Below are 26,355 nucleotides of genomic sequence, written 5' to 3' on the forward strand. Positions count from 1 at the left end.
AGGCGGGCTCGCGCCGGGCCTCCCGGTCGGTGCATGCTGGGACGCATGGCGAGCGACGAGCAGGACCCGGTCGGCACGCTCCGCGGGGTCCGCACGAGCATCAAGTGGACGCGGTACGCGCCCGACGTGCTGCCCCTGTTCGTCGCCGAGATGGACCACGACGTCGCGCCGGAGATCCGCCAGGCCCTGATCGAGCGCGTGTCGCAGTCCGATCTCGGCTACCTCGACGGACCCGGGCCACTCGCGCCCGCGTTCGCGCAGTTCGCGCTCGACCGCTGGGGCTGGGAGATCGATCCGTCGCGCATCCACCTGGCCACCGACGTCAGCGTCGGCATCGTCGAGTCGCTGCGGCTCGCGCTGCCCGACGGCGGTCGCGTCGCGATCACGCCGCCGGTGTACCCGCCGTTCTTCGAGCTCGTCGACGAGGCCCGATGTCAGGTGGAAGAGGTCCCGCTGCTCGAGCAGTGGGGGCAGTACCGACTCGACCTCGAGGGACTCGAGCGGGCGTTCGCCAGCGGGGTCGGCGTCTTCCTGCTCTGCAACCCGCACAACCCCATCGGCCTCGTGCACGACCGCGCCGACCTGCTCGCGATCGCAGAACTCGCGGCGAAGTACGACGTGCTCGTCATCAGCGACGAGATCCACGCACCCCTGACCCACCCCGGCGTGCAGTTCACCCCGTTCGCGGCCGTCGCCGAGCCGGCCGGCGCCCGCAGCGTCTGCGTGACCTCGGCGAGCAAGGGCTGGAACCTCGCGGGTGTGAAGTGCTCGATCATCGTCGCCGGTGACGACCGGACCGCCGCACTCCTCGACACCCTGTGGGAAGAGGTCGCCTGCCGCACGAGCATCCTCGGGCTGCACGCGAACCTCGCCGCGTTCACCGTCGGGACGACCTGGCTCGACGACGTGGTGTCCCGGATCGTGGCCAACGACCGGCTGCTCGCGAAGCTCCTCGCCGAGCACCTGCCCGGTGTGGTCTACACGCGGCCGCGCGCCGGGTACCTGGCGTGGCTCGACTTCCGCGGGATCGGGCTCGGCGACGACCCGGCCGTTCCACTGCGCGAGAACGCCTACGTCGCGCTGAACTCCGGGCTCGGGTTCGGGAGCGAGGGGCGCGGGTTCGTCCGCCTCAACCTGGCGTGCTCACCGGAGACGCTGCGCGAGGCCGTGTTCCGGATCGCCTCGGCGTACCCGTCAAGTGCGCAGGAGGGGCTGGTCTGGCACGTCGCGTGAGCGCGTGGGTCAGTCAATGTACTGGTTGCGCCCGACGACGCGGATCTGCAGGTCGTCGGTGCGGTCCATCGCCAGGATCTCGCGGGCGACGAAGCCGACGGCTGGCCAGCGGTCCACCTCGGTGACCATGAAGCCGTCGATGAACACCTGCCACGCGCCGCGCTCACGGACCGCCTGCACCTCGTACGTCGCCATGCCGTGAGCGTACCGAAACCGTGACGCCGTCAGTGCCGCTCCAACGTCAGCGCAGCTCGAGCGTCATGTGGACATCGGCACGGACGTAGGGGCTCGGGACCAGCTCGTCCTCGCGCAGGTGTCGGAAGCCGAACGCCTCGTACAGGTGCACGGCGCTGGCCAGCTGTGCGTTGCTCTCGAGGTCGATCCGCTGCGCGCCGAGCTCCCGGGCGCGGTCGAGTGCAGCGGCGATGAGCTTCCGACCGGTGCCGTGCCCCTGGTGACCGGGCGCGACGGCCATCTTCACGAGCTCGAACACCCCCGGGGCCGTCGGCACGATGCCGATGCACCCGATCACCTGGTCGTCGAGTCGCGCGACGAACACGGCGCCGCCGGGCTCGACGACGTGGCCGACGGGGTCGCCGAGGAACTTACGGTCCTCGTCCTCGAGCGCGAAGAACTGCGTGATCCAGGCCTCGTTGAGGACACGGAACGCCTCGGCGTCAGCGGGGGTGGCGAGGTCGGCGATGGTGACGGTGGAGGTCGCTTCGGGCATGGCTCCATCCTCCGACCCGGATGAGGTCACGTCCAATACTCGTTCGCTTCGATCGATAGGCTGCGTGCATGGATCGGGATCCGGACGTCGACGTCCGTCAGCTCCGTGCGTTCCTCGCAGTGGCCGACGAACTGCACTTCGGCCGCGCTGCCGAGCGCCTCCGCATCGCGCAGCCCGCGCTGTCCCAGCAGATCCGCCGCACTGAGCGCGAACTCGGCGTCGACCTGTTCGTCCGCACGAGCCGCAGCGTCGCCCTCACCGCCGCCGGCCAGACGCTGCGGGGGCGTGCGCGGTCGTTGCTCGGGCAGGTGCGCCGCGACCTCGACGAGACGGTCCGGGTCGGGCGAGGTGAGGCCGGCCGGCTCGACGTCGGGTTCGTCGTCTCCGCGCTGCCCCTCGGGCCGATCGAGCGGGTGCAGGCGTTCCGGGAGCGGTACCCGCTGGTCCGCGTCGACCTGACCGAGGGCTACTCGTCGACGCTCCTCGCGCGGATCGTGCGGGGCGAGCTGGACCTGGCCGTCGTGCGCGACCCGGACCCGGACCCCGCTGTGCGGCTGCTGCCGTTCCGGACCGAGGCGTTCGTCGCGGCGGTCCCACGCGGACACCGGCTCGCGGGCCGTGCGGCGATCCGCGGCACCGAGCTCGTGGACGAGCCGTTCGTGTTCTTCCCCGCCGTGGCCGGTTCGCTCGCGACCGAGCGGAACCTCGCCCCGGTCACCGCCGGTGGCCGACGGCCCGTGGTCGTGCAGGAGGCCACGACCTGGGCCACAGTCCTGCACCTGGTGGGGGCGGGACTCGGCGTGACTGTCGCTCCGGAGAGTGCCGCGCTCGCCGCACCGGACACCGTCGTGCTGCTGCCGCTGACCGACAGCGATCACCGCAGCGAGCTGTCGTGGGCGATGCGCGCCGGCGACGACCGCGAGATCCTGCGGAACTTCGTCGAAGCCGACTGAGCGACGCCGACTGAGCGACGCCCGGCTGGAAGCGCTTCGCTCAGCCGAGCGCGAGCACGGGCGCCCGGTGGTCGCCGAGCTCGTCGACGTGCCACGGCCGTGCACCGCGCAGGGTCAGCCCGAGCTGCACGAGCACGAACCCGACGTGGGGTTCGACGTCCGGGTCCCACGGCCCCTCGACCCCGAGGCCGAACGCACCGAGTTCGTCGTCGGCCTCGTCGCGCAGGGTGAGGCGCCAACGGCCGTCGCCGAGTTCCTCGACCACGGCCCAGCGGGCGGTGCCGAAGTGGCTCACGCCGACTTCATGATGTCCGCGGTGAAGTTCTGCACGCGCTGCAGCAGCGAGGCACCGCGCATCGCGATCGTCGCCGGCGGGTTGAGGTGCGGGGGAGCGGTGCGGATGAGCATGGAGCACCCGAGGTCCTCGCAGATGTAGGTGCCGATCGTGTTGCCGTTGCGCCCGGCCTCGCCCGCACGGGGTGCCGAGAACAGCCGCACCTGCGTCGCCGGCTGGGGGGAGTGGCAGAACGAGCACATCGCGGCGATGCCGGCGCGCAGGGACCCGCCGGCGGACCGGACGATGATGCCCACGGGGCGGTCGTCGATCCAGGACACGATGTACCCGCGGCGGGCAGCCTGCGGGTCGCGCCAGCCCAGGAACTCGCGCTCGTCCCAGAGCATCTCGTGCAGGCCGGGGATCGGCAGCTGCTCGAGCTCGTCGGGGGTGGCGTTGACGAACGAGGATCGGATGTCGGCTTCGGTCAGTGGCTTCACGGTCCGATCACCATATGCCTCGCCTCCGACACGTGCTCGCTCAGGACAGACGTTCGGGCGACGGTGCGGTCTCGGATCGCCCCGTCAGGACAGACGGGAGGCCCGGATCGCCCCGAGCGCGCTGCTCTCGTCCGCCACCAGGACGGCCCGGCGCAGGGCGTCGCGTCCGACACGTCGGGCTGCGGCGTCGTCGGCGGCGAACTCCACGAGGACGCGCGTCGAGCGCGCCATGGCGCGCGCACCGGGCACCCATGGGACCGCACGTTCGATCGATTCGGCGACCGCGACCGCAGCCGCGTGGTGCTGGGTCAGGTGGGCGCGCTCGTGGGCGACCACGGCCTCCAGTTCGTCCGTCCGCAACCGGTCTGCCAAGCCGGTGCTGACCAGCACACCGCCGCTCCGCCCGGGCACGGCGCAGGCCAGGGCGTGGTCCGCGTCGACGACGGCCACCGGGGTGCCGTCGATCTCGCGGTGCGGCGCGACGCCCGATCGCATGGCCTGGCGGACGGCCTCGTGCTCGGGCCCGGGCCGGACGCGGACGGCGACGACGAACGCGATGACCGCGAGCAGTGCGACGCCGACGTTGAAGCCGTGCGTGGGGGAGCCGTCACCGCCGAGGAGCTCGGTGAGCGGCCGGTCGGCGAGCACGACGAGGGCGATGCCGGCGACGAACCCGACGACGCCGAGCAGCACCGCGAGCGACCAGCACACCAGGGCGGTGCGCGGGCGGTCGATGGTCCAGGCGGAGCGGGTCAGCACCCTCGGGGCGAACACGACCACCAGCAGGGCGAGGACGATGAGCGCGATGCCGGCGACGACCACGGAGCGACCCCGGTCAGGAACGTGCGCGGGCGTCGAGGGCGCGGCGAAGGGCCTCGAGGTCGTCGGAGGCGAGCGAGCCGGTGAACTGCAGCAACGCTGCTTCACGGTCGGCCGAGGCGGCGAGCGCACTCGACATGAGGGATGCGGTCTGTTCGTCGCGGCTGTGCACGGCACGGAAGCTCAGCGGGGCGTCGTCGTGCTCCTGCCGCTCCACCTGGCCCTTGCGGCCGAGCCGGTCGAGGACGGTGAGCACGGTGGTCAGCGCCGGCCGGGGCTCCGGGAAGGCATCGAGCACCTGTCGTGCGGTGAGGCCGTCGGTCACGGAACGGAGCGCGTCGAGCACCGCTTGCTCGAGCTGCCCCCTGGGGCGTGATCGCTGTCCGGCCATCCCCGCATTCTACGAGATGTCGAAGGCCGGCACGCGACACACGTTCGTAACGCGGTCTCGGTATGCTCGGCGCGGACAACTGAACACACCGGCCGCTCATCCGTCGCGGGAGACGCCGTGCAGTGCCAACGGGTACATCGTGCCCACGGGCACACCGCGCCCTCGGGTGCACGCACGGCACCGAAGGAGCAATCCCCCCGTCAATCTCTCAGGTCCCACACCGCAGCGGACAGGCCACTCTGAAAAGCAGACGCTCAGTCGTCTCGCCCACGGTGAAAGCCGCCGGACCTCACGGGCCGCGGTGAAACTCTCAGGCCCATGACAGAGGGGGAGTTCCACCCGGCGATCGTCGCCGGGCCCTGCTGATGCCAGGAGAACTCCGCCATGAGTCCGACGCCACTGCGTTCGTCCCCGCTCGAACCCGCGCACGAAGCCGCCGGTGCGACCTTCACCGACTTCGCCGGGTACCGCATGCCCGTGCGCTACTCGTCCGACCTCGCCGAGCACCACGCCGTGCGCCAGTCGGCCGGGGTCTTCGACCTGTCGCACATGGCCGAGATCGGCGTCACCGGTCCGGACGCCGTCGTGTTCCTCGACCATGCGCTCGCCGGCTCCTTCGGCGCGATGCCGCTCGGCCGCGCGAAGTACTCCCTGCTGCTCGCCGAGGACGGCGGGATCCTCGACGACCTCGTCGTGTACCGCACCGACGACGACGTGTTCCTCGTCGTCGCGAACGCCTCGAACCGCGAGGTCGCCGTCGCCGCACTGTCCGCGCGCACCGACGGGTTCGACGTCGCGGTGTCGGACGACTCGGACAGCACCGCACTCGTCGCGATCCAGGGCCCCGCGGCCGCCGGCACGCTCGACGCCCTCGTCGTCGCCGACCGCCTGCAGCCGGAGAGCCCCCTCGACGACCTCGGCTACTACCGCGCCCTGCACGCCGTGTTCGACGGCTCCGAGGTGCTCGTCGCCCGCACCGGGTACACCGGCGAGGACGGCTTCGAGCTCTACAGTGCACCGGAGGTCGCCCCGGCGATCTGGGACGCGCTGCTGGAGGCCGGCGCCGACCGCGGTGTCGTCCCCGCCGGGCTCGCGGCGCGCGACACCCTGCGGCTCGAGGCCGGCATGCCCCTGTACGGGCACGAGCTCGGCACCGACGTGCGCCCCGCCCAGGCAGGCCTCGGTCGCGTGGTCGCGAAGACCGGTGACTTCGTCGGCGCTGCCGGTGTCGCGCCGTCGGACGACGCCCGCGTGCTCGTCGGGCTCGTCACCGAGGGCCGCCGCGCCCCGCGTGCCGGCTACGACGTGGTGCACGACGGCGCGGTCGTCGGCACCGTCACCTCGGGTGCCCTCTCGCCGACGCTCGGCCACCCGGTCGCGATGGCCTTCGTGGACCCGGCGCTCGCCACCGAGGGACAAGTCCTGCACATCGACGTCCGCGGAACGGCCATCCCCAGCACCGTCACCGCGTTCCCCTTCTACCGCCGTCCTCAGAAAGGCTGATCCCGTGAGCGACCAGACCGCACTCCAGTACACCGCCGACCACGAGTGGCTCCTCGTCGAGGGCGACACCGTCACCGTCGGCATCACGGACCACGCCGCCGAGCAGCTCGGTGACGTCGTCTACGTCGAGCTCCCCGCCGTCGGCACCGCCACCACCGCGGGCGAGCAGATCGGTGAGATCGAGTCCACCAAGAGCGTCGGTGAGCTCTTCGCGCCGATCGAGGGCGAGGTCGTCGCGGTCAACGACGCCGTGGTCGACGCCCCCGACACGGTCAACCAGGACCCGTTCGGCACCGGCTGGCTCGTCAAGATCAAGGTCGACGGCACCTCGTTCCCCGAGGACCTGATGGACCACGACGCGTACCGGGCGTCCATCGCATGACCGGCTCCGACGACCAGCAGGTGTTCCAGAACCTGCAGACCTCGTTCGCCGACCGCCACATCGGCACCACCCCGGCCGACCAGCAGACGATGCTCGACATGGTCGGCCGGCCGTCGCTCGACGCCCTGGTCCGCGCGGCGATCCCGGAGTCGATCCACGCAGCACCCGTCACCGACTCGGTGATCCCCGCCGCCGTCGGCGAGACCGAGGCGCTCGCCGAACTCCGCACCAAGGCCGGACGCAACACCGTCCGCCGCGCCATGATCGGCCTCGGCTACCACGGCACCCACACGCCCGCCGTGATCCAGCGGAACGTGCTCGAGAACCCGAGCTGGTACACGGCCTACACGCCGTACCAGCCGGAGATCTCGCAGGGCCGGCTCGAAGCGCTCATCAACTTCCAGACGATGGTCTCCGACCTGACGGGCATGGCCACCGCCGGTGCCTCGATGCTCGACGAGGGCACCGCCGTGGTCGAGGGCATGCTCCTCGCCCGCCGCGCGTCCAAGGTGAAGGGCGACGCGTTCCTGGTCGACGACGACCTGCTGCCGCAGACCCGCGCGCTGCTCGACCACCGCGCCGACGCCGTCGGCATCACGCTGCGTGCGTTCGACCCCGTCGTCGGGCCGACCGACGCCCAGCTCGACGGGGCCTTCGGCGTGATCGTGCAGTACCCCGGTGCCTCCGGCCGGATCGTCGACCCGTCGCCGATCATCGAGCGCGTCCACGCCGGCGGCGGCATCGCCGTCGTCGCGGCCGACCTGCTCGCCATGACCCTGCTCGCCAGCCCCGGTGACCTGGGTGCCGACGTCGCCGTGGGCACGAGCCAGCGCTTCGGCGTCCCGCTCGGCTTCGGTGGCCCGCACGCCGGGTACCTCGCCGTCCGGGCCGGCCTCGAACGCCAGCTGCCCGGTCGCCTGGTCGGGGTGTCCTTCGACGCCGACGGTGCGATGGCCTACCGCCTCAGCCTGCAGACCCGCGAGCAGCACATCCGCCGCGAGAAGGCGACGAGCAACATCTGCACCGCGCAGGTCCTGCTCGCCGTGATGGCCTCGATGTACGCCGTCTACCACGGGCCCGAGGGGCTGCGCTTCATCGCGGACCGGGTCGCCCGGACGACGTCGGCGCTCGCCGCGGTCGCCCGTGACGCCGGGCTCGAGGTCGTGCACGACGCGTTCTTCGACACGCTCACCCTGCGGGCCACCGGTCGCGCCGGGGCGATCGTCAGCGCAGCGCAGGACGCCGACTTCCTGCTGCACCAGGTGGACGAGGACGTGTTCCAGCTCTCCGTCGACGAGACGACCACGCCCGACGACGTCACCCGACTGGCGGGCGTGTTCGGGGCGGTGGACGTGACCGTCCCGGCGACCGAGGCGGCCGTGCGGGACGCGGCCACGGGCCTCCCGGCCGGTCTGGTGCGCGAGAGCGAGTACCTGACGCACCCCGTGTTCAGCGCACACCGCAGCGAGACCCGCATGATGCGGTACCTGAAGCACCTGGCGGACAAGGACTACGCGCTCGACCGGGGCATGATCCCGCTCGGCAGCTGCACGATGAAGCTCAACGCGGCGACCGAGATGGCCGCGGTGACGTGGCCGGAGTTCGCGAACATCCACCCGTTCGCGCCGCGCGGCGACGTCGAGGGCTACCTCGACATGATCGGTGACCTGGAGTCCTGGCTGGCCGAGGTCACCGGGTACGACACCGTGTCCCTGCAGCCGAACGCCGGCAGCCAGGGTGAGCTCGCCGGACTCCTCGCGATCCGCGGGTACCACCTGGCGAACGGCGACACCGAGCGCACCGTCTGCCTCATCCCGTCGAGCGCGCACGGTACGAACGCCGCGTCCGCGGTGCTCGCCGGCATGAAGGTCGTCGTGGTCGCCTGCGACGAGAACGGCAACGTCGACCTCGCCGACCTCCGCGCGAAGACGGAACAGCACGCCGACACCCTCGCGGCGCTGATGATCACGTACCCGTCGACCCACGGCGTGTACGAGCACGACATCCGCGAGATCTGCGACGCCGTGCACGACGCCGGCGGCCAGGTCTACGTCGACGGCGCGAACCTCAACGCCCTGCTCGGCCACGCCCGCTTCGGCGACTTCGGCGGCGACGTCTCGCACCTCAACCTGCACAAGACCTTCTGCATCCCGCACGGCGGTGGCGGACCCGGTGTCGGTCCGGTCGCAGCGAAGGCGCACCTGGCGCCGTACCTGCCGGGGCACCCGTTCGCCCAGCAGGGCGACCGACGGCCCGGTTCGACCGCGGCAGATGCCGACGGCCGACTGGCGCACGCCGGCGGCCCGGTCAGCGCGGCCCCGTACGGCAGCCCGAGCATCCTGCCCATCACGTGGACCTACGTCCGGATGATGGGGCTCGAGGGCCTCACCCGTGCGACCGAGGCAGCCGTGCTCGGAGCGAACTACATCGCGGCCCGACTGCGCGACGCGTTCCCGGTGCTCTACACGGGCGAGGACGGCCTCGTGGCGCACGAGTGCATCCTCGACCTGCGGCCGTTGCGCGACACCACCGGCATCACCGTCGACGACGTCGCCAAGCGCCTGGTCGACTACGGCTTCCACGCCCCGACCATGTCGTTCCCGGTCGCCGGCACCCTGATGGTGGAGCCGACCGAGAGCGAGGACCTGGCCGAGCTCGACCGGTTCGTCGACGCGATGCTCGCCATCCGTGCCGAGGCCTCGGCCGTGGAGCGCGGGGAGTGGCCGGCGGACGACAACCCGCTCGTGCACGCCCCGCACACGGCGTCCTCGGTGATCTCGGGGGAGTGGGAGCACGCCTACACCCGCGAGCAGGCTGTCTACCCGCTGCCGGGCATCAGCGGCCGCAAGTACTGGCCGCCGGTGCGCCGGATCGACCAGGCGTACGGCGACCGCAACCTGGTGTGCGCGTGCCCGCCGGTGGAGGCGTTCGCCTAGCGACCCGCGTCCACCGGCGTGACGGGCAGGTGCTCCGCCCACCAGGCGAGGACGTGCTCGAACCGCTGCACGCGGTGCCACGGCGTGCCGGAGCGGGAGAGCTCGTGGCCCTCGCCCGGGAACACGAGGAACGATGCGTCGACCCCTCCGCGCCGGAGGGCCACGAACTGGCGCTGCCCCTGCTCGATCGGGCAGCGCCAGTCCGCTTCCGAGTGCGCGACCATGAACGGGATGGTGACCTGCGCGGCGTACGTCAGCGGGCTCCGGCGACGCTGCTCTTCCGGGTCGGCACCGACGTACGCGTCGGCGAAGTACCAACCGATGTCGGAGCTGCCCGCGAACGAGTCCCACGCGTTCACGGCGCGCTCGCTCCACGCGGCGATGAACCGCTCGCCGTGGTGGGCGGCGACCCAGCTCGTCATGAACCCGCCGTACGAGCCGCCCATGATGCCGACGCGTGCCGCGTCGAGGTCGGGGCGTTCGAGCGCTGCGTCGAGCAGGGCGAGCACGTCGTCGACGTCGACGGTGCCCATCGCCCCGATGACCGCGCGGCCGTGGTCGAGGCCGTACCCACCGGATCCGCGCGGGTTGCCGATGACGACGGCGTACCCGGCACTGGCGTAGACCTGCGCCTCGTCGAAGAACGCCCAGGTGTCCTGGCCGAACGGTCCGCCGTGCACCACCCGGAGGACGGGGTGCGGCCCCTCGCCCTCGGGCAGGACGACCCAGCCGTGCACCGGGGTGCCGTCGGCAGCGTTCCCGGTGAGCTCCTCGATGCGGCGGACACCGGGGGCCGATGCCTCGGACCGGAGCGGGGCGGCGTAGTCGGTGAGGACCGTGGGGACGGCATCGCCGGAGGCGGTCAGGTCGACGACGTGGACCTCGCCGGGCGAGTCCGTCGTGGCAGCCGTGGTGACCAGGACGTCCCCGTCGACGTCGAAGCCCGAGACGACCAGACGGCCGCCGAGGACGACCCCCAGTTGGTCCAGCCGGAGCGGAGCCGTCGTGCCGGCCGGGACACGACGGACGGTGACGGTGCCGCGGTCGAGCACCTGCACGAGGACGTCGTCGCGGTGGAACACCGGCGTCCCGGAGACGTCGACCGTCTCGCGGGCGGTCAGTCGGACCGGTTCGGAGTCGTGGGCCGCGACCCACAGCCCTTCGGGTTCGCCGACCAGTCGCCCGTCGCGGTGCGACGCCCCGACGTAGTGGACGGTACGGTCCGGGGCGATCGCGATCGAGCTGACGGAGCCCTCGGTCCGGATCGCCAGCGCGATCGTGCCGTCGGACGCGTCGACGCGGTACAGGTCGTCGTCGTGGGTCTCACGCACACCGAGGTCTCGCGGGGCGACGACGAGGAGCGCGCCGCCGTCCGGGTACCAGGCCGGTGCGGAGACCGAGCAGGGCGCGCTCGTGAGCGGGGAGTCCACCGGTGCCGCTGCCGGGTCGGTGACGTCGACGACCACGATCTGCTGCGGCTTGTCGAGCAGGTACCCCGTGCCGTCGACGTGGAAGTCGAGCCGCGACACGAGCCGCGGCTCCTCGGCGGCCGCTGCCGGGCGACGGTCGCCGCCGGGGACTGCGGAGCCGTAGCGCCCGGGTTCGGGGAACCGTGCGGTCACCGCGACACGTGTCGAGTCGGGCGACCAGACGGGGTCGCCGGCACCGAGGGGGAGCGCGGTGACGACGCGGGCCTCGCCGCCGTGCACCGGTGCGACGGCGAGCTGTGGGTGGGCGACGCCGTGGTCGTCGTCGACGGACCGGAGGAAGGCGAGCCAGCGACCGTCCGGTGACAGTGTCGGCGACGAATCGCGGTCGCCCGACGTCCAGCGGACCGCGCCCTCGCCGGTCACGCGTTCGATGGTGCTGCGGTACGCGTCCTGTTCGAGGTCCGGACGCGAGACCGCGACGAAGGCCGCTCCGCCGTCCCCGGGATCACCGCTGACGGTGGGGGAGGAGGGGACGTGGAGATGGGGGATGTCGTTCGCGAGCACGTGTTCACGGTACGGCTGGTGCGGCGCGGATGCCCGGGTCCTGAGGGGGACTCGGGACAGGTCTTCCTTGCACAGAACTGTGTCGCAGTGCAACGAATTTCATGCAGATGCAATAAAAGCGCGAGGGCGTTCAGCAAGCGCGCGAATCTTGCATCTTCTCGCAAGGATCGTGCAAGTTGGTTACCGGCTTGTAACCGTTCGCTCCAGGGTTTGGAGGCTGCTGTCCACCTTGCCTACAGTGCAGATGTCAAACGCGCCCGGGTGACACCGCTGTGCCCTTGCGCGTCCCATGCACCAGGAGGAACCTTGATCAAGAAGCGCGCCGGGCTCACAGCCCTCGCCGTGCTCGGGGCCACAGCACTCGCCCTGACCGCCTGCTCCAGCAACAGCAACAGTGGGGGTGGCTCGGGCTCGTCCAACGCGTCCGGCATCGTCACGACCAACGGCAGCGAGCCGCAGAACCCGCTGATCCCGTCGAACACCACCGAGACCGGTGGCGGCAAGATCATCGACTCGCTCTTCGAGGGCCTCGTGTCCTACGACGCCGACGGCAAGTCCGTCAACGAGGTCGCGAAGAGCATCGACACCGATGACTCGAAGACCTTCGACATCAAGCTGAACACGAACTACACGTTCACGAACGGCGAGAAGGTCACCGCGGAGTCCTTCACCAAGGCCTGGAACTGGGCCGCGCAGAAGTCGAACGCCCAGGGCGCCAGCTACTTCTTCGAGAACATCGAGGGCTACAACGCCGACAAGGACTCGGAGCTCACGGGCCTCAAGGTCGTCGACGACGACGAGTTCACCGTCACGCTGAAGTCGGCCCAGTCGGACTTCCCGCTGTCGCTCGGCTACTCGGCGTTCGTGCCGCTGCCGTCCTCGTTCTACGACGACACCAAGGCGTTCGGTGAGAGCCCGATCGGCAACGGTCCGTACAAGCTCGACGGCAAGAAGGCCTGGACGCACAACCAGTCCATCAAGCTCGTCACCAACAAGGACTACGAGGGCAAGCGCAAGCCGAAGAACGGTGGTCTGACGATCACGTTCTACGCCTCGCAGGACACCGCGTACTCCGACGCGCAGGGCGGCAACCTCGACGTCCTCGACGCCGTGCCGGACGCAGCCTTCGCGACGTACAAGTCGGACTTCCCGGACTCGAACGTCAACCAGCCGGCCGCCATCTTCCAGGCGATCTACCTGCCGTACTACCTCGACCACTGGAAGGGCGAGGAAGGCACGCTGCGTCGTGAGGCCGTCTCGATGGCCATCAACCGCAAGCAGATCACCGACAAGATCTTCGACGGCACGCGCACCCCGGCGAAGGACTTCACGTCGCCGGTCATCGCGGGCTGGAACGACGACCTCGACGGCTCCGACGTCCTGGACTACAACGAGTCCGAGGCCAAGAAGCTGTGGGCCGAGGCCGACAAGATCTCGAAGTACGACGACACCCTCACCATCACGTACAACGCCGACGGTGGGCACGAGGCGTGGGTGACCGCGGTCACGAACTCGATCTCGAACACGCTCGGCATCAAGGCCGAGGGCAACGCGATCCCGACGTTCCAGGAGGCCCTTGACCTCCAGACGAACGACAAGCTCACGGGCGGCAGCCGCACCGGTTGGCAGGCCGACTACCCGTCGCTGTACAACTTCCTCGGCCCGACCATGGGTGAGGGCTCGTCGAACAACTACTCGCGGTACGACTCCAAGGAGTACAACGACCTGCTCGCCGAGGGCCGTTCGGCCGCCACGGTCGAAGAGGGCAACAAGTCCTTCGACCAGGCCCAGGAGCTCCTGTTCAAGGACCTCCCGGAGATCCCGCTCTGGTACTCGAACGTCACCGGTGTCTGGAACGCCGACAACGTGTCCAACGTGAAGTTCGGTTGGAACTCGGTGCCGCTGTACTACGACATCGAGGTCACGAAGTAACACCGCTCTCCTCGAGAGCACCGCGTGGGCAGGTATCCTGCCTCGCGACCACCGGACGGGGGTTCGGGGACCGCACAGGTCCCCGAACCCCCGTACCTCGGCGGCAACACCTTCCCCCACCACATCGGGCGCCGCCGCCCGAACCGGACATCCGTGCCGACCCTCGGAACGTCCACCCCTCACCACAATGAACCTGATCGACATCGCTCCGGACCGGGCAGGGATCTGATGCTCTGGTACCTCGGCAAGCGCCTCCTGCAACTCATCCCCGTGTTCTTCGGGGCCACGTTCCTCATCTACTTCATGGTGTTCTCGCTGCCCGGCGACCCGATCGCAGCACTGTTCGGCGACCGCCAGCCGTCGCCGCAGGTCATCGAGACGCTGCGCCAGCAGTACAACCTGGACAAGCCGTTCATCGTCCAGTACCTGCTCTGGATCGGCGGCGTGTTCCGCGGCGACCTCGGCGTGACCTACTCCGGTCTGCCGGTCAGCCAGCAGCTCGCCTCGGCGTTCCCGATCACCGCTCGCCTGGCGATCCTCGCGCTCGTGTTCGAGGCCGTCGCCGGCATCGTCGTCGGTGTCATCGCGGGTCTGCGCAAGGGCAAGCTGTTCGACGCCACCGCCCTGGTCGTGTCGCTCCTGCTCATCTCGGTGCCGACCTTCGTCGTCGGGTTCCTGCTGCAGTACGTGTTCGGCATCAAGCTCGGGTTGTTCCGGGTCACGGTGTCCGGAGAGGCCCCCTGGTCCGAGCTCGTCCTGCCCGCCATCGTGCTCGCGACGGTGTCGTTCGCCTACATCGTGCGCCTCACCCGCGCCAGCGTCGCCGAGAACACCACGGCGGACTTCGTGCGCACCGCGACCGCGAAGGGCCTGCCCCGTCGTCGTGTGGTCGGCGTGCACATCTTCCGGAACTCGCTCATCCCCGTGGTGACCTACCTGGGTGTCGACATCGGCAACCTGATGGTCGGCGCGATCGTCACCGAGGGCATCTTCAACATCAACGGTGTCGGCGGCACGGTGTTCCGCGCCGTCAAGCTCGGCGAGGGTCCGACGGTGGTCTCCTTCGTCGCCGTGATGGTCATCATCTTCATGCTCGCCAACCTCCTGGTGGACCTGCTCTACGCCGTCCTGGACCCGAGGATCCGCTATGCCAAGTAACGCCGCACCCCGTTCGGCGACGCACTTCGTCGCCCCGCTGGAGGAAACGCCCCTGCAGGCGATCGACCAGGTCAACGAGGACGAGAAGACCCGTTCCCTGTGGACCGACGCCTGGGAGTCCATGCGGACCCGCCCGACGTTCTGGATCTCCTCGATCCTGATCCTGCTGATCATCGTCGTCGCGGTCTTCCCCGGGCTCTTCGCCCACGTCGACCCGCGGGCGTCGAACCTCGACAACAGTGACGGCGGACCCGAGGCCGGGCACATCCTCGGCTTCACGCGTCAGGGCTCCGACGTCTACGCCCGCGTGATCTGGGGCGCCCAGAACTCGCTCATCGTCGGCATCGTCGCGACGGTCCTGGTGTCGCTGGTCGGCATCGTGATCGGCGCACTGGCCGGTTTCTACGGCGGCTGGCTCGACACGATCGTGTCCCGCATCGGCGACATCTTCTTCTCGATCCCCACCGTCCTCGGTGCGATCGTGATCATGTCCGTCATCCCCGCGCGGAACGCGATCACCGTCGCGCTCGTGCTCGCCGCGTTCGCGTGGCCGCAGATCGCCCGCATCATGCGTGGTGCCGTCCTGAGCGCCAAGCAGGCCGACTACGTCATGGCGTCGGCCGCCCTCGGCGTCAGCCGGTTCAAGACGCTGCTGCGCCACGTCATCCCGAACTCGCTGGCTCCGGTCATCGTGGTCGCGACCGTCTCGCTCGGCTCCTTCATCGTGGCCGAGGCGACCCTGTCGTTCCTCGGCATCGGACTGCCGCCGTCGGCCCTCAGCTGGGGTCTCGACATCGGAACGGCGCAGACGTCGATCCGCACCAACCCGTCGACGATCTTCTGGCCGTCGGCCGCGCTGTCCATCACCGTGCTCGCGTTCCTGCTCCTCGGTGACGTGGTGCGCGACGCGCTCGACCCGAAGGCGAGGGCCCGCCGATGAGCGAGACGCTGACCAACCCCACCGGCCGACGCACCAACGCCGACGGCGCCCCGCTGCTCGAGATCCGCGAGCTGCAGGTCGGCTTCAAGACGCAGTCCGGTCTCGTGCAGGCCGTGCGCAGTGTCGACCTCACTCTCGAGCAGGGCGAGCGTCTGGCCATCGTCGGCGAGTCCGGTTCCGGCAAGTCGACGAGCGCCCAGGCGATCATCAAGCTGCTGCCCGGCACCGGCCAGGTCACCGGCGGGTCGATCAAGTTCAACGGGCGTGAGCTCGTCGGGCTGACCGACAAGGAGATGTCCGAGATCCGCGGGAAGGAGATCGGCTACGTCCCGCAGGACCCGATGTCGAACCTCAACCCGCTGTGGTCGATCGGCTTCCAGGTCGAGGAGGCCATCCGTGCGAACGGCATGGCCACCGGCAAGAAGGCCGTCCGCGACCGTGCGATCGAGGTCCTGAAGGAGGCGGGCCTCGGCGACGCCGCGAACCGCCTCAAGCAGTACCCGCACGAGTTCTCCGGCGGCATGCGGCAGCGCGTGCTCATCGGCATCGGTCTGTCGAGCCGCCCGCAGCTGCTCATCGCCGACGAGCCGACGAGCGCGCTCGACGTCACGGTCCAGCGCGTCATCCTCGACCACCTCGAGAGCCTGACCCGCGACTTCGGCACCTCGGTGCTGTTCATCACGCACGACCTCGGCCTCGCCGCCGAGCGGGCCGAGAAGCTCGTCGTGATGTACAAGGGCCAGGTCGTCGAGGCCGGTCCCTCGAAGGAGATCCTGGCCAACCCGCAGCACCCGTACACGCAGCGCCTGGTCGCCGCGGCGCCCTCGCTCGCGAGCCGCCGCATCCAGTCGAAGGTGCAGCACGAGCGCATCGAGATCGCCGACGCCGGCAACGACGACGCCGAGCTCATCGCCCGGGCGCAGGAGCGCGAGCACCGTCCCGCCGAGGACCTCATCGTGGTGAAGAACCTCGAGAAGATCTACAAGCTGCGCGGCAAGAGCCTCGCCACCCGCGAGCTCAAGGCCGTCGACGACGTGTCGTTCGCGATCCCGAAGGGCACCACCACGGCGCTCGTCGGCGAGTCCGGTTCGGGCAAGTCGACCGTCGCCAAGCTGGTGCTGCAGCTCGAGAGCATCTCGAGCGGCACCGTGCAGTTCGACGGCATCGACATCGGCGCGCTGAAGGGCAAGGACCTCTTCGACTTCCGCCGCCGCGTGCAGCCGGTGTTCCAGGACCCGTACGGCTCGCTGGACCCGATGTACAACGTCGGGAACACGATCGCCGAGCCGCTCGCCACGCACAAGGTGGGCGACAAGGCGTCGCGTCGAGCCCGCGTGCTCGAGCTGCTCGACCAGGTCGCGCTGCCGAAGTCGATGGTCAACCGCTACCCGAACGAGCTCTCGGGCGGGCAGCGGCAGCGTATCGCCGTCGCGCGCGCGCTCGCACTCAAGCCGGAGGTCATCGTCCTCGACGAGGCCGTCTCCGCGCTCGACGTGCTCGTGCAGGGGCAGATCCTCGACCTGCTGACGGAGTTGCAGACCGAACTCGGCCTGACCTACCTGTTCATCACGCACGACCTGGCGGTCGTCCGCCTGGTCGCGGACAACGTGTGCGTCATGCGCCAGGGCAAGATCGTCGAGAAGGCGACGACCGACGAGGTCTTCGCCGCCCCGAAGGAGCAGTACACGAAGGACCTCCTGGCTGCCATCCCCGGCGCCGGGTTCGAGTTCGGACGCTGATCCTGCTGGACACGAACGAGGCCGGACGTCCCGTCGTCCTCCGCGCTGGTCGCGGAGGCGCCGTGGCGGCCGGCCTCGTCGCCGTCCTGGGCCTCTTCCTGCTGGTCGACGCGGCGGTGCGCGGCAGCTGGATCGTGGTGCTCGACGCCGTCGGACCGATCGCCGTGCTGGTCTGGGTCCTGTGGGTGCTCACCTACCGCCCGTGCATCCGCATCGACGACACGGCCGTCACCGTCGTCAACCCGCTCCGCCGCACCGTGGTGCAGTGGCACGCGGTCGCCGACGTCAAGCTCCGCTGGCAGATCGTCATCGAGACGGTCGCCGGCCGTCGCGTGCAGTGCTGGGGCGGTCCGTCGCTGCCCCGGCCGAAGCCGGCCCGGCGCGGCGAGCGTGCCGTGCTGCGCCAGCCGGACGAGATGACCGTGCTGCTCGACCGGTGGGCTGAGCAGCGTGCCGTCGCCGGTGACGGCGATGCCGTGCGCGGCTGGGACGTGCCGGCCCTGGCGGTCGGCGCAGCGGCGCTGGCGCTGCTCGCCGCCTCGCTGCTCAGCCTGTGGCTGGGAGCCTGACGCGGCTCGCGATCGCGACCACGAGACGGACGGGAGGCCCGGCGCACGACGTGTGCCGGGCCTCCCGTCCGTCCTCTGGTCACGTCCACCACGTGACCCGCGTCGTCAGACGACCGCGCCGACCCGCTCGGTGAGCAGGTGCTCCTGGTCGGTCTGGATGCACGCGACGCCGCGGCCGTGCACGTCCTGCAGGCGCGGATCGACGGTGCGGCACTGTTCCTGCCGACCCTCGTCGAGGAGCTGGTAGAGCGGGCAGCGGGTGCGGAACCGGCAGCCGTCGATGCGCTCGGTGGGGGAGGGCAGGTCCCCGTCGAGCAGGATCCGACCACGGGCGGCCTCGGCGGACGGGTCCGGCACCGGCACGGCCGACAGCAGGGCCCGCGTGTACGGGTGCTGCGGGTCGGAGAACACCTTGTCGCCGTCGCCGTACTCGACGATCCGGCCGAGGTACATGACCGCGACGTCGTCGGCGATGTGCCGGACGACGGACAGGTCGTGCGCGACGAACAGGTACGACAGGCCGAGGCGGTGCTTCAGGTCCTCGAGCAGGTTGATCACGCCGGCCTGCACCGAGACGTCGAGCGCCGAGACGGGCTCGTCGAGCACGAGGATCTTCGGTTCGACGATGAGCGCCCGGGCGATGCCGATGCGCTGCCGCTGGCCACCGGAGAACTCGTGCGGGTACCGGTCGATGTAGCTCGGCTCGAGCCCGACGAGCTCGAGGACCTCGCGGACCCGGCGGCGGATCTCGTCCTTCGCGACCCCGTGCACCGTCAGCGGTTCACCGATCACCGAACCGATGTCGAGCCGGGGGTCGATCGACGCCATCGGGTCCTGGAACACGACCTGGATGTCGCGGCGGATCGCCAGGCGGTCCTTCTTCGACAGCGACGCGGTGTCGACGCCGTTCACCCGGATGGTGCCCTGCTGGGCGCCGGCGAGCTCGAGGATCTCCATGATCGTGGTGGTCTTACCGCAGCCGGACTCACCGACCAACCCGAGCACCTGCCCGCGCTTCAGCGTCAGGGAGATGCCGTCGACCGCGTGCACCTCGCCGATCTGCCGCCGGAAGAGCGCGCCCTTGGTGAGCGGGAACGTCTTGACGACGTCGGTGAGCTCGAGCACGACGTCGTCGCCGTGGTCGACCGCCGCCTCGGGGATGTCCTCGGGGCGGGGGAAGATCTCCGACCGCTCGAGGGTGCCCGCCGCGATCTCGTCGCGACGGATGCACGCGGCGGTGTGGTCGTCGAGCAGCGTGCCGTTACCGATCGTCGGGACGGTCCCGGTCAGGACCGGGTTGTCGCCGCTCTGCGGGACGGTCGGCTCGACCAGCGCGGGCTCGCCGTCGCGGCAGGCGTCGATGACCGCCGGGCAGCGGTCGGCGAACGGGCAGCCGGTCGGCTTCTGCGTGAGCAGGGGCGGGCGGCCCTCGAGCGGGACGAGTCGTTCGGTGCGGGCCGCGGTCATGTTCGGCATCGAGCGGAGGAGCCCGATCGTGTACGGCATGACGGGCTCGCGGAAGAGCGGCTCGACCGGAGCCGTCTCGACGATGCGGCCCGCGTACATCACGGCGACGCGGTCCGCGTTGCCGGCCACGACACCGAGGTCGTGCGTGATGAGGACCACGGCCGCGCCGGTCATGTCCTTCGCCGTCTGCAGCACGTCGAGGATCTGCGCCTGGATCGTGACGTCGAGCGCGGTGGTCGGCTCGTCGGCGATGATCAGCTTCGGGTCGTTCGCGATGGCGATGGCGATCATCGCGCGCTGCCGCATGCCGCCGGAGAACTCGTGCGGGAACGCGTCGAGGCGCCGAGCGGGGTTCGGGATGCCGACGACGCGCAGGAGTTCCTCGGCGCGGGTGCGGGCGGCGTGCTGGGTGAGGGAGCGATCGTGCAGTCGCAGCCCCTCGATGATCTGCTGGCCGATCGTGTACACGGGCGTCAGAGCGGACAGCGGGTCCTGGAACACCATCGCGATGTCGCCGCCGCGCAGGCGGGACATCTCGCGGTCGTTCTTGCCCAAGAGCTCCTGGCCGTCGAAGCGGATGCTGCCCTCGACGTGGGCCGACGACGGGAGCAGACCCATCACGGCCATCGAGGACACCGACTTGCCGGAGCCGGACTCGCCGACGATCCCGAGGAACTCGCCGGGGGCCACCGTGTAGTCGACCCCGCGGACGGCGTAGACGGGCTTGGTCTTCGGGTTGAACGTGACCGACAGGTCGGACACGGTCAGCAGCGGCTCAGTCACGGTTGGCTCCGGAGGTGGGGTCGATGGCGTCGCGCAGGGCGTCGCCGAGCAGGCTGGTCGAGAGCACGGTCGCGACGAGGGTCGCGGCGGGCAGGACGAACAGCCACGGGCGGGTGACGGCGGACTGGCTGCCCGCGGCGAGCAGGGTACCGAGCGAGACGTCGGGGATCTGGATGCCGAAGCCGAAGAAGCTCAGCGAGCTCTCCGCCAGGATCGCGGCCCCGACGCCGAGCGTCGCGTCGATGATGAGCAGGGACGCCACGTTCGGCAGGATGTGCCGTCGGATGATCGTGAACGAGGGGACGCCCATGAAACGGGCGGCCTTGACGTAGTCGCGTTCGCGCAGGGACATCGTCTGGCCGCGGATCACGCGGGCCATCACCATCCAGCTGAACACCGCCAGGCCGACGATGAGCGCCACCCACGTCAGGTTCTTGAACACCGGGCTGAGGAGCACGAGCGCGTAGAACGACGGGATCACGAGCAGCAGGTCGATGACCCACACGAGCACGCGGTCCACGGTGCCGCCGAAGTAGCCGGCGATGGCACCGACGATGCCGGCGATCAGCGTGGCGGCCGGACCGGCGATGAGGCCGATGAGCAGCGACTTCTGCAGGCCGACGAGCGTCTGCGCGTAGATGTCCTGGCCGATGTCGTTCGTGCCGAACCAGTGCGCGGCGCTCGGCGGCATGCCGAACGCCAGACCGTCGGAGTCGACGGCGTTCCAGTGGTACAGGTGCGGGCCGACGAAGGCCCACAGCAGGATGAGCAGCAGGGCGCCGCCACCGATGCGGGCACGCCAGGTGCCGAACACCTTGCGCCAGAGCGGCGTGCGGCCGCCCTTGACCTCGATGACGTGCGCCGGGGTGCCGGCGTTGCCGTCTCCGGGGTCACCGGCGGTGGTCGTGGTCGTGGGGTCGAGAACAGACACGGGTCACACCCTCACTCGCGGGTCGAGCGCGGCGTAGAGCAGGTCCGCGAGGGTTCCTGCGATGAGCACGAGGATCGCCGTGAAGAGGATCGTGCCCGATGCCGCGTTGATGTCGTTGTTGGTGATGCCCTGGACGAAGTACTCGCCCATGCCGTGCCAGCTGAAGACCAGCTCGGTGATGCTCGCGCCGGTCAGGATCAGCCCGAACGAGTACGCGAAGAACGTCGACATCGGGATGAGGGCGACGCGGACGCCGTGGCGCATGATGGCCGATCCACGCGTCCGGCCCTTCGACCGCGCGGTGCGGATGAAGTCGTTCGACAGCACGTCGAGCATCGCGGAGCGCTGGTACCGCGAGTACGTGGCGACGGCGCCGACGGTCAGCGAGATCGTGGGTAACAACAGGTGGATCAGTCGGTCGCCGAGCACCGGGAAGAACCCGTTCACCCCCGGCGTGTACTCACCCGTGAACCGGATCACCTGGGTGCCGAGCCCCTGGTTCATCGCCGTCGCGAGGATCATCAGGACGACCGCGATGACGAAGGTCGGGGTGGCGAGCACCGCGAACGACAGGTACGTCGAGACCTGGTCCGACGTGCGGTACTGGCGGACGGCGTTCCACACGCCGAGCAGCACCCCGAGGATCGCGCCGAGCAGGGTGCCGATGACCAGCAAGCGCAGGCTCGTACCGGAGCGGGCGACGATGTCGGCCGTGACCTCGGTGCCGCGCGTGCTCATGCCGAGCGATCCGTGCGTGATCAGGTTCGACCACCAGGTCCAGGTCCGGACGATGAGCGGGGTGCCCGGATCGGCACCGAGCTTCCGCAGGGACTCGTCGATCGTGCCCTGCGGCACGGCCGGGTTGCGGCCCAGGAACCGGGCAGCCGGGTTCAGGGTGCTGCTGGCGAGGATGTAACCGAGGGTCGTCGCGACGATCGTCAGGACGATGTAGTTGACGATCCGCTTTGCGATGAAGGCAAGCATGTACTGGGACCTCGTGGGGTGCGGCCGTCCGTCCGGACGGCGTTGTCGGTGGCGACAGGTTAGCCGCTCGCGACGGAGGGGTGGGACTTCCGTTGTGACGCTATGCAACATTCGTTACGAGCATGTTTCGATTCCCCACATCAACCCTTGTGGAGCCTTCGGATGTGACTAGGGTTCTCAACCAACAGGCGTGGCGGCGGGGGTCGCCGCGTTCCAGCGCGAACTGCGCGAACCACAACGAAAGGGAATCCTCGCCATGCGAAAGAGGATCAAGGGCATCGCCGTGCTGGCCACCGCTGCGGCTGCGGCCGTCGTGCTGGCCGGCTGCTCCGGCGGTGGACAGGCGGGAAACAGCAGCTCCGCGGTCGCCGAGTCGTCGCTGAAGTCGACCGGCTGGACCGTCGCGGACCGCGCGGACGTCAAGGACGGCGGGTCGATCACCCTGCCGATCGACACCGCTCCGGCGAACTTCCAGATCAACAACCTCGACTCCGGAACCGTCGACGACCAGACGATCTCCGGTGCGTACCTGCCGGGCTTCATCCAGTTCAAGGAGAACGGCGAGTGGGAGGTGAACAAGGACTTCGCGACCTCGGTCGAGCTGACCAAGGACTCACCCCAGACCGTCGAGATCAAGATCAACCCGAAGGCCGTGTGGTCTGACGGCACCCCGATCAGCGCGAAGGACGTCATCGCGAACTGGAAGGCGCTGAACGGCACGAACAAGGCCTTCGCGCCCCTCGCCACCAACGTGTGGGAGGACGTCGACTCGGTCAAGCAGGGCTCGGACGAGCGCGACGTCATCATGACGTTCTCGAAGACGAACGCCGACTGGGCGAGCGTCCTGACCGCGATCTACCCGTACTGGGCCGTCGACACCCCCGAGCACTTCAACACCGCCTGGGCCAAGGGTCCGTACGCCGCTGACGGCAAGACCTACGTCTCCGGTGGCCCGTACATCGTGAAGTCCTTCGACGCCAACGGCGGCGTCCTCACGTTCGAGAAGAACCCGAAGTGGTGGGGCGACGAGGGCAAGCTCGACACCATCGTCTTCAAGACGGTCTCGCGTGACGGTGTCGCGCAGGCGTACGGCAACAAGGAACTCGACGCGTTCAACCTGAACGGCAGCGCCGACAACCTCAAGACGGCGAACTCCCGCTCCGACTCGAAGATCGAGCGCTCGCTCGGCACCACGCAGCGGCAGATCACGCTGAACGGCACCTCGGACGTCTTCAAGGACCAGGACGTGCGCCAGGCGTTCGCCCAGGCCATCAACCGCAAGGTCCTCGCCCAGGCGATCCTGTCGCCGGTGAAGAGCCCGGGTGACGTGCTCAACAACCTGACGTACCTGCCCGGTCAGGAGGGCTACCAGGACGACGTCTCGTCGGTCTACGGCTACAGCACCGACAAGGCGAAGTCGAAGCTCGAGGACGCCGGCTGGAAGGTCGGTTCGGACGGCTACGCGACCAAGGGCGGCAAGGAACTCGACGTCCGCTTCGTGATCCCGTCGGACAACCCGAACTCGGCGAACGTCGCGCAGCTCGTGCAGCAGCAGACGAAGCTCGCCGGCTTCAAGGTCACGATCGACACCGTGCCCTCGGACGACTTCTTCACGAAGTACATCACCACCGACGGCCGTGACTTCGACGCCACGTACTTCGCGTGGCAGGGCACGCCGTTCCCGATCTCGTCGCTCAAGTCGATCTACTACCCCGCCGACGCCGGCCAGAACTACACCGGCGTGACGGACGACTCGCTCGGCGCGGCATGGGACAAGGCGAACGCCGAGCTCGACGCCGACGCCCGCATCAAGGACGCGCAGGCGATCGACAAGAAGATCGTCGCCGTCGCCGGCACCATCCCGCTGTTCGCCGAGCCGTACGCCTGGGGCGTGCGCAAGGACCTCGTGAACTACGGCCCCGCGCAGTTCCAGCAGTACTCGGTCAAGTGGCAGGACGTGGGCTACACCAAGTAGTCCCGCGGTCGCACGACCCGCAACGACACCCTCGACGTCGCACGACGTCGGGGGTGTCGTTCTGCGTCGGCGGGGGAGTGGACGCCGGGACGCTACAGCCGGGCCGCCGCGAGCGACGCCGCGATCCCGAGCACGACGAACGCCAGGACCGTCCACCCGTGCACCCGGTGGGTGATCGGCGCCGCCGTCACGGTCGCGGGCGGCGGGCCGTCCTGCGGAGCCGTGGCGGGCACGAGGGTCAGCATCTGCGCGGCCGCAGCGTCGACGTCGAGGTGATCCGGGCCTCCCGGTCGGCCATGGACCTGGGCGGTGAGCCGCGCGGTCGGGCGCGTCGCGATCCAGACGCGGCGGACGCCCTCGGTCGTGACGACCTCGATGCCGTACTTCGTGCGCACCTCGGTGACGCGCGACCACGTGTAGGTGCTGGTGCGGCGGACGTCCACGATCCGCAGGTGCTCGGGCGTCAGCTCGATGCGCGGCCGCCAGAGCGCGGCCCACGCCACGAACGCGATGCAGATGCTCGGGACCGGGACGAGCCACGGGTTGCTGCCACCGAGCAGTGCCAGGGGGACGAGCGCCACCGCGAGGACCCAGAGGGCGATGGCGAGACGGCGGAGGTCCGGGGCGACGATGGTGGTGTGCACCGGACGAGGTTACGAGATGCCTCCCCGGAGACGCCCGGGGAGCGGGTGTGACACACCAGCGCGTATCTCCGGACGACCCGATTCCCCGGGGAGGCAGATCCTGCGTGGACCTCTCGTGCCGACAATGGTCGTCGCCCCCAGTTCGGGTGTCAATACCCCATGGCGACGGATTCGGGGATTGCCCACGCCGGGAACGGCGGGAACCGTCGGATCCGCGGGATCAGCGGGATCCGGTCACGAGACGAGCAGTTCGATCTGTTCCCGGATGGTCTCGGCCGTCGGGAACCGCAGACCGACCAGGCCGACGTGCCGCCACCGCACGACCCCGTCGGGACCGATCACGAACACCGACCGACGGAGTCCGATCCCCGGCGCACGCACGCCGTAGTCGCGGATCACCGAGCCGGCGGTGTCGCTCAGGAGGGGGAACGTGAGCGAGGAGCCGCGTGCGAACGTCTCGTGCGAGTCGAGGGCCTGCGGGCTGATGCCCCACACCACGGCGCCCAGGTCGTCGAACTCGTCGAGCTCGGCCTGGTAGCTGCAGAGCTGCGCGGTGCAGACGGCCGTCGCGTCGCCGGGGTAGAAGGCGAGCACCACGGTCCGGCCGATCTCCGACGACAGGTCGTACTCGTCGTCGGTGCGGACCCCGTCGCGGACGATCATGCCCGGCAGGGTGAACGTCGGCGCGGACTCGCCGACCTCGGGGATGCTCATGTGCTCACGCTACGAGAACAACCGGGGGAACGCGCTCGCGACCCAGGGGTACCCGACGAACACCGCGGCGTCGAGCAGGCAGTGCGTGATGATCAGGGGCATCAGGCGGCCCCACTTCGTGTAGATCCAGCCGAACACGATGCCCATCACGGCGTTGCCGACGAACGCGCCGAAGCCCTGGTACAGGTGGTAGCTCCCGCGCAGCAGTGCCGTCGACAGGATCACCTGCCACCGCCCCCAGCCCAGGTCGCCGAGCCGGGCGTAGAGGTACCCGATCACGATGACCTCTTCCTGCAGGCCGGAGCGGATCGCGGACAGCAGCAGGACCGGCACCGTCCACCAGTACGAGTTCAGGGCAGCGGGGTCCACGTTCACCGTGATGCCGAGCGCACGCCCGGCGAAGTACAGGGCGAGCCCCGGGATCCCGATGCACAGCGCGATGAGCGCCGGACCGCCCAGGTCGGGCTTCACCCGGAACCGGTCGATGCCGAGCCGGGACAGGTGCGGGCGCGACGTGCTCCACAGCAGGAAGCACACGAGCGCGACCGGTGCCAGGTCCACTGCGATGCCGAGCAGCTGCCGGGCCAGGTCGACGTACTGCACCGTCGTCGACGACGTGTTGAGTGCCGTGGACTGCTCGCCGAGCGGGGTCGTCTGCGACAGGTCGTCGATGATCTGGAGGATCGAGTACAGCGCGCTGGCACCCAGTGAGAGCAGCAGCACGATGGTGATCTCGACCCACGTTCGCCGTCGGCTCATCTGCTGTACTCCTGACGGTTGCGAACTACCGGTAGACTGGCGTGT

The 26,355-nt window shown here is 69.9% G+C and carries 24 protein-coding genes and 1 riboswitch; of the genes, 11 read left to right on the forward strand and 13 right to left on the reverse strand.

Annotation, left to right across the window (positions count from 1 at the left end):
• The first annotated feature begins 45 nt into the window (after window positions 1-45).
• A complete protein-coding gene (locus tag ACIPV1_RS10300; protein WP_260155056.1) occupies window positions 46-1,233 on the forward strand; it encodes a MalY/PatB family protein in 1,188 nt (395 codons plus the stop codon).
• Between the two features lie 9 nt (window positions 1,234-1,242).
• Here the strand turns inward: ACIPV1_RS10300 and ACIPV1_RS10305 are convergent, their stop codons facing one another.
• The gene (locus ACIPV1_RS10305; RefSeq protein WP_123313312.1) at window positions 1,243-1,428 is read right to left on the reverse strand and encodes a hypothetical protein; all 186 of its coding nucleotides are present in this window, start codon (window positions 1,426-1,428) and stop codon (window positions 1,243-1,245) included.
• Window positions 1,429-1,474: 46 nt separating this feature from the next.
• Complete coding sequence (locus tag ACIPV1_RS10310) at window positions 1,475-1,963, reverse strand: GNAT family N-acetyltransferase (RefSeq protein WP_173169486.1); 489 nt, start codon at window positions 1,961-1,963, stop codon at window positions 1,475-1,477.
• 68 nt (window positions 1,964-2,031) lie between these two features.
• Between ACIPV1_RS10310 and ACIPV1_RS10315 the strand changes: the two genes are divergently transcribed.
• Window positions 2,032-2,916 (forward strand): LysR substrate-binding domain-containing protein, encoded by an 885-nt coding sequence (locus ACIPV1_RS10315; protein ID WP_402726310.1) that lies wholly within the window; start codon window positions 2,032-2,034, stop codon window positions 2,914-2,916.
• A 40-nt stretch (window positions 2,917-2,956) separates the two neighbouring features.
• Here ACIPV1_RS10315 and ACIPV1_RS10320 read toward each other — a convergent pair whose 3' ends face one another.
• The 4 genes from ACIPV1_RS10320 to ACIPV1_RS10335 form a co-directional block, all read right to left on the reverse strand.
• The gene (locus tag ACIPV1_RS10320) at window positions 2,957-3,211 is read right to left on the reverse strand and encodes a hypothetical protein (protein ID WP_402726311.1); all 255 of its coding nucleotides are present in this window, start codon (window positions 3,209-3,211) and stop codon (window positions 2,957-2,959) included.
• Window positions 3,208-3,690, reverse strand: coding sequence for an FBP domain-containing protein (locus ACIPV1_RS10325; RefSeq protein ID WP_123673093.1), 483 nt, complete (start codon window positions 3,688-3,690; stop codon window positions 3,208-3,210). The genes ACIPV1_RS10320 and ACIPV1_RS10325 overlap by 4 nt, the downstream gene beginning before the upstream one ends.
• 84 nt (window positions 3,691-3,774) lie before the next feature.
• Window positions 3,775-4,512, reverse strand: coding sequence for a M48 family metalloprotease (locus tag ACIPV1_RS10330; protein WP_111084961.1), 738 nt, complete (start codon window positions 4,510-4,512; stop codon window positions 3,775-3,777).
• A gap of 13 nt (window positions 4,513-4,525) precedes the next feature.
• Complete coding sequence (locus ACIPV1_RS10335) at window positions 4,526-4,900, reverse strand: BlaI/MecI/CopY family transcriptional regulator (RefSeq protein WP_111084962.1); 375 nt, start codon at window positions 4,898-4,900, stop codon at window positions 4,526-4,528.
• A gap of 229 nt (window positions 4,901-5,129) precedes the next feature.
• Window positions 5,130-5,235: riboswitch (glycine riboswitch) on the forward strand.
• A gap of 49 nt (window positions 5,236-5,284) precedes the next feature.
• Between ACIPV1_RS10335 and gcvT the strand changes: the two genes are divergently transcribed.
• Genes gcvT through gcvP form a run of 3 tightly spaced genes read left to right on the forward strand, consistent with a single transcriptional unit; the run spans window position 5,285 to window position 9,721 of the window.
• Window positions 5,285-6,403, forward strand: a complete 1,119-nt coding sequence (gcvT, locus tag ACIPV1_RS10340; protein WP_402726312.1) for a glycine cleavage system aminomethyltransferase GcvT — start codon at window positions 5,285-5,287, stop codon at window positions 6,401-6,403.
• A 4-nt stretch (window positions 6,404-6,407) separates the two neighbouring features.
• Window positions 6,408-6,785: a glycine cleavage system protein GcvH gene (gene gcvH, locus ACIPV1_RS10345; RefSeq protein WP_123294121.1), complete on the forward strand. Its 378-nt coding sequence runs from the start codon at window positions 6,408-6,410 to the stop codon at window positions 6,783-6,785.
• Complete coding sequence (gene gcvP, locus ACIPV1_RS10350) at window positions 6,782-9,721, forward strand: aminomethyl-transferring glycine dehydrogenase (RefSeq protein ID WP_402726313.1); 2,940 nt, start codon at window positions 6,782-6,784, stop codon at window positions 9,719-9,721. Before gcvH ends, gcvP begins: the two co-directional genes overlap by 4 nt.
• Here the strand turns inward: gcvP and ACIPV1_RS10355 are convergent.
• Window positions 9,718-11,715, reverse strand: coding sequence for a S9 family peptidase (locus ACIPV1_RS10355; protein WP_123938972.1), 1,998 nt, complete (start codon window positions 11,713-11,715; stop codon window positions 9,718-9,720). The two genes, gcvP and ACIPV1_RS10355, sit on opposite strands and share 4 nt — an antisense overlap.
• 306 nt (window positions 11,716-12,021) lie before the next feature.
• Here ACIPV1_RS10355 and ACIPV1_RS10360 point away from each other — a divergent pair, with 306 nt between their 5' ends.
• The 5 genes from ACIPV1_RS10360 (at window position 12,022) to ACIPV1_RS10380 (ending at window position 18,053) form a co-directional block, all read left to right on the forward strand.
• A complete protein-coding gene (locus tag ACIPV1_RS10360) occupies window positions 12,022-13,647 on the forward strand; it encodes an ABC transporter substrate-binding protein (RefSeq protein ID WP_123938971.1) in 1,626 nt (541 codons plus the stop codon).
• 228 nt (window positions 13,648-13,875) lie between these two features.
• On the forward strand, window positions 13,876-14,805 hold the full coding sequence (locus tag ACIPV1_RS10365) for an ABC transporter permease (RefSeq protein WP_123938970.1): 930 nt from the start codon (window positions 13,876-13,878) through the stop codon (window positions 14,803-14,805).
• Window positions 14,795-15,745 (forward strand): ABC transporter permease, encoded by a 951-nt coding sequence (locus ACIPV1_RS10370; RefSeq protein WP_123938969.1) that lies wholly within the window; start codon window positions 14,795-14,797, stop codon window positions 15,743-15,745. Before ACIPV1_RS10365 ends, ACIPV1_RS10370 begins: the two co-directional genes overlap by 11 nt.
• Entirely contained in the window at window positions 15,742-17,484 is a 1,743-nt protein-coding gene (locus ACIPV1_RS10375) for an ABC transporter ATP-binding protein (RefSeq protein WP_123938968.1), read from the forward strand. The genes ACIPV1_RS10370 and ACIPV1_RS10375 overlap by 4 nt, the downstream gene beginning before the upstream one ends.
• Window positions 17,485-17,546: 62 nt before the next feature.
• Window positions 17,547-18,053 (forward strand): hypothetical protein, encoded by a 507-nt coding sequence (locus tag ACIPV1_RS10380; RefSeq protein ID WP_402726314.1) that lies wholly within the window; start codon window positions 17,547-17,549, stop codon window positions 18,051-18,053.
• Window positions 18,054-18,158: 105 nt separating this feature from the next.
• On the opposite strand, the gene ACIPV1_RS10385 is transcribed toward ACIPV1_RS10380, so the two are convergent.
• From ACIPV1_RS10385 to ACIPV1_RS10395, 3 genes are read right to left on the reverse strand one after another with little or no spacing between them, the layout of a single operon-like run.
• Entirely contained in the window at window positions 18,159-20,303 is a 2,145-nt protein-coding gene (locus ACIPV1_RS10385; protein WP_123294114.1) for a dipeptide ABC transporter ATP-binding protein, read from the reverse strand.
• Window positions 20,296-21,234, reverse strand: a complete 939-nt coding sequence (locus ACIPV1_RS10390; RefSeq protein ID WP_123294113.1) for an ABC transporter permease — start codon at window positions 21,232-21,234, stop codon at window positions 20,296-20,298. Before ACIPV1_RS10390 ends, ACIPV1_RS10385 begins: the two co-directional genes overlap by 8 nt.
• Window positions 21,235-21,237: 3 nt before the next feature.
• Window positions 21,238-22,218, reverse strand: coding sequence for an ABC transporter permease (locus ACIPV1_RS10395; protein WP_123294112.1), 981 nt, complete (start codon window positions 22,216-22,218; stop codon window positions 21,238-21,240).
• Window positions 22,219-22,474: 256 nt separating this feature from the next.
• Here ACIPV1_RS10395 and ACIPV1_RS10400 point away from each other — a divergent pair, with 256 nt between their 5' ends.
• Window positions 22,475-24,193 carry an ABC transporter family substrate-binding protein gene (locus ACIPV1_RS10400; RefSeq protein WP_402726315.1) on the forward strand — a complete coding sequence of 573 codons (1,719 nt, stop codon included), beginning with the start codon at window positions 22,475-22,477 and terminating at the stop codon, window positions 24,191-24,193.
• A 92-nt stretch (window positions 24,194-24,285) separates the two neighbouring features.
• On the opposite strand, the gene ACIPV1_RS10405 is transcribed toward ACIPV1_RS10400, so the two are convergent.
• The 3 genes from ACIPV1_RS10405 to ACIPV1_RS10415 form a co-directional block, all read right to left on the reverse strand.
• Window positions 24,286-24,837 (reverse strand): hypothetical protein, encoded by a 552-nt coding sequence (locus ACIPV1_RS10405; RefSeq protein ID WP_402726316.1) that lies wholly within the window; start codon window positions 24,835-24,837, stop codon window positions 24,286-24,288.
• A 234-nt stretch (window positions 24,838-25,071) separates the two neighbouring features.
• Window positions 25,072-25,551, reverse strand: a complete 480-nt coding sequence (locus ACIPV1_RS10410) for a peroxiredoxin (protein WP_131878336.1) — start codon at window positions 25,549-25,551, stop codon at window positions 25,072-25,074.
• Between the two features lie 9 nt (window positions 25,552-25,560).
• Window positions 25,561-26,310, reverse strand: a complete 750-nt coding sequence (locus tag ACIPV1_RS10415; protein ID WP_123294108.1) for a CPBP family intramembrane glutamic endopeptidase — start codon at window positions 26,308-26,310, stop codon at window positions 25,561-25,563.
• Window positions 26,311-26,355 lie beyond the last annotated feature (45 nt).

The organism is Curtobacterium sp. NPDC089991 (genome assembly GCF_044748425.1).
Taxonomy (GTDB): Bacteria; Actinomycetota; Actinomycetes; order Actinomycetales; family Microbacteriaceae; genus Curtobacterium.

Bases quoted from the DNA above. Each gene is read 5' to 3' on its own strand.
- ACIPV1_RS10300 (WP_260155056.1), top strand. From the start codon at position 46: ATGGCGAGCGACGAGCAGGACCCGGTCGGCACGCTCCGCGGGGTCCGC.
- ACIPV1_RS10305 (WP_123313312.1), bottom strand. From the start codon at position 1,428: ATGGCGACGTACGAGGTGCAGGCGGTCCGTGAGCGCGGCGCGTGGCAG.
- ACIPV1_RS10310 (WP_173169486.1), bottom strand. From the start codon at position 1,963: ATGCCCGAAGCGACCTCCACCGTCACCATCGCCGACCTCGCCACCCCC.
- ACIPV1_RS10315 (WP_402726310.1), top strand. From the start codon at position 2,032: ATGGATCGGGATCCGGACGTCGACGTCCGTCAGCTCCGTGCGTTCCTC.
- ACIPV1_RS10335 (WP_111084962.1), bottom strand. From the start codon at position 4,900: ATGGCCGGACAGCGATCACGCCCCAGGGGGCAGCTCGAGCAAGCGGTG.
- gcvT (WP_402726312.1), top strand. From the start codon at position 5,285: ATGAGTCCGACGCCACTGCGTTCGTCCCCGCTCGAACCCGCGCACGAA.
- gcvP (WP_402726313.1), top strand. From the start codon at position 6,782: ATGACCGGCTCCGACGACCAGCAGGTGTTCCAGAACCTGCAGACCTCG.
- ACIPV1_RS10365 (WP_123938970.1), top strand. From the start codon at position 13,876: ATGCTCTGGTACCTCGGCAAGCGCCTCCTGCAACTCATCCCCGTGTTC.
- ACIPV1_RS10370 (WP_123938969.1), top strand. From the start codon at position 14,795: ATGCCAAGTAACGCCGCACCCCGTTCGGCGACGCACTTCGTCGCCCCG.
- ACIPV1_RS10375 (WP_123938968.1), top strand. From the start codon at position 15,742: ATGAGCGAGACGCTGACCAACCCCACCGGCCGACGCACCAACGCCGAC.
- ACIPV1_RS10395 (WP_123294112.1), bottom strand. From the start codon at position 22,218: ATGCTTGCCTTCATCGCAAAGCGGATCGTCAACTACATCGTCCTGACG.
- ACIPV1_RS10400 (WP_402726315.1), top strand. From the start codon at position 22,475: ATGCGAAAGAGGATCAAGGGCATCGCCGTGCTGGCCACCGCTGCGGCT.
- ACIPV1_RS10410 (WP_131878336.1), bottom strand. From the start codon at position 25,551: ATGAGCATCCCCGAGGTCGGCGAGTCCGCGCCGACGTTCACCCTGCCG.
- ACIPV1_RS10415 (WP_123294108.1), bottom strand. From the start codon at position 26,310: ATGAGCCGACGGCGAACGTGGGTCGAGATCACCATCGTGCTGCTGCTC.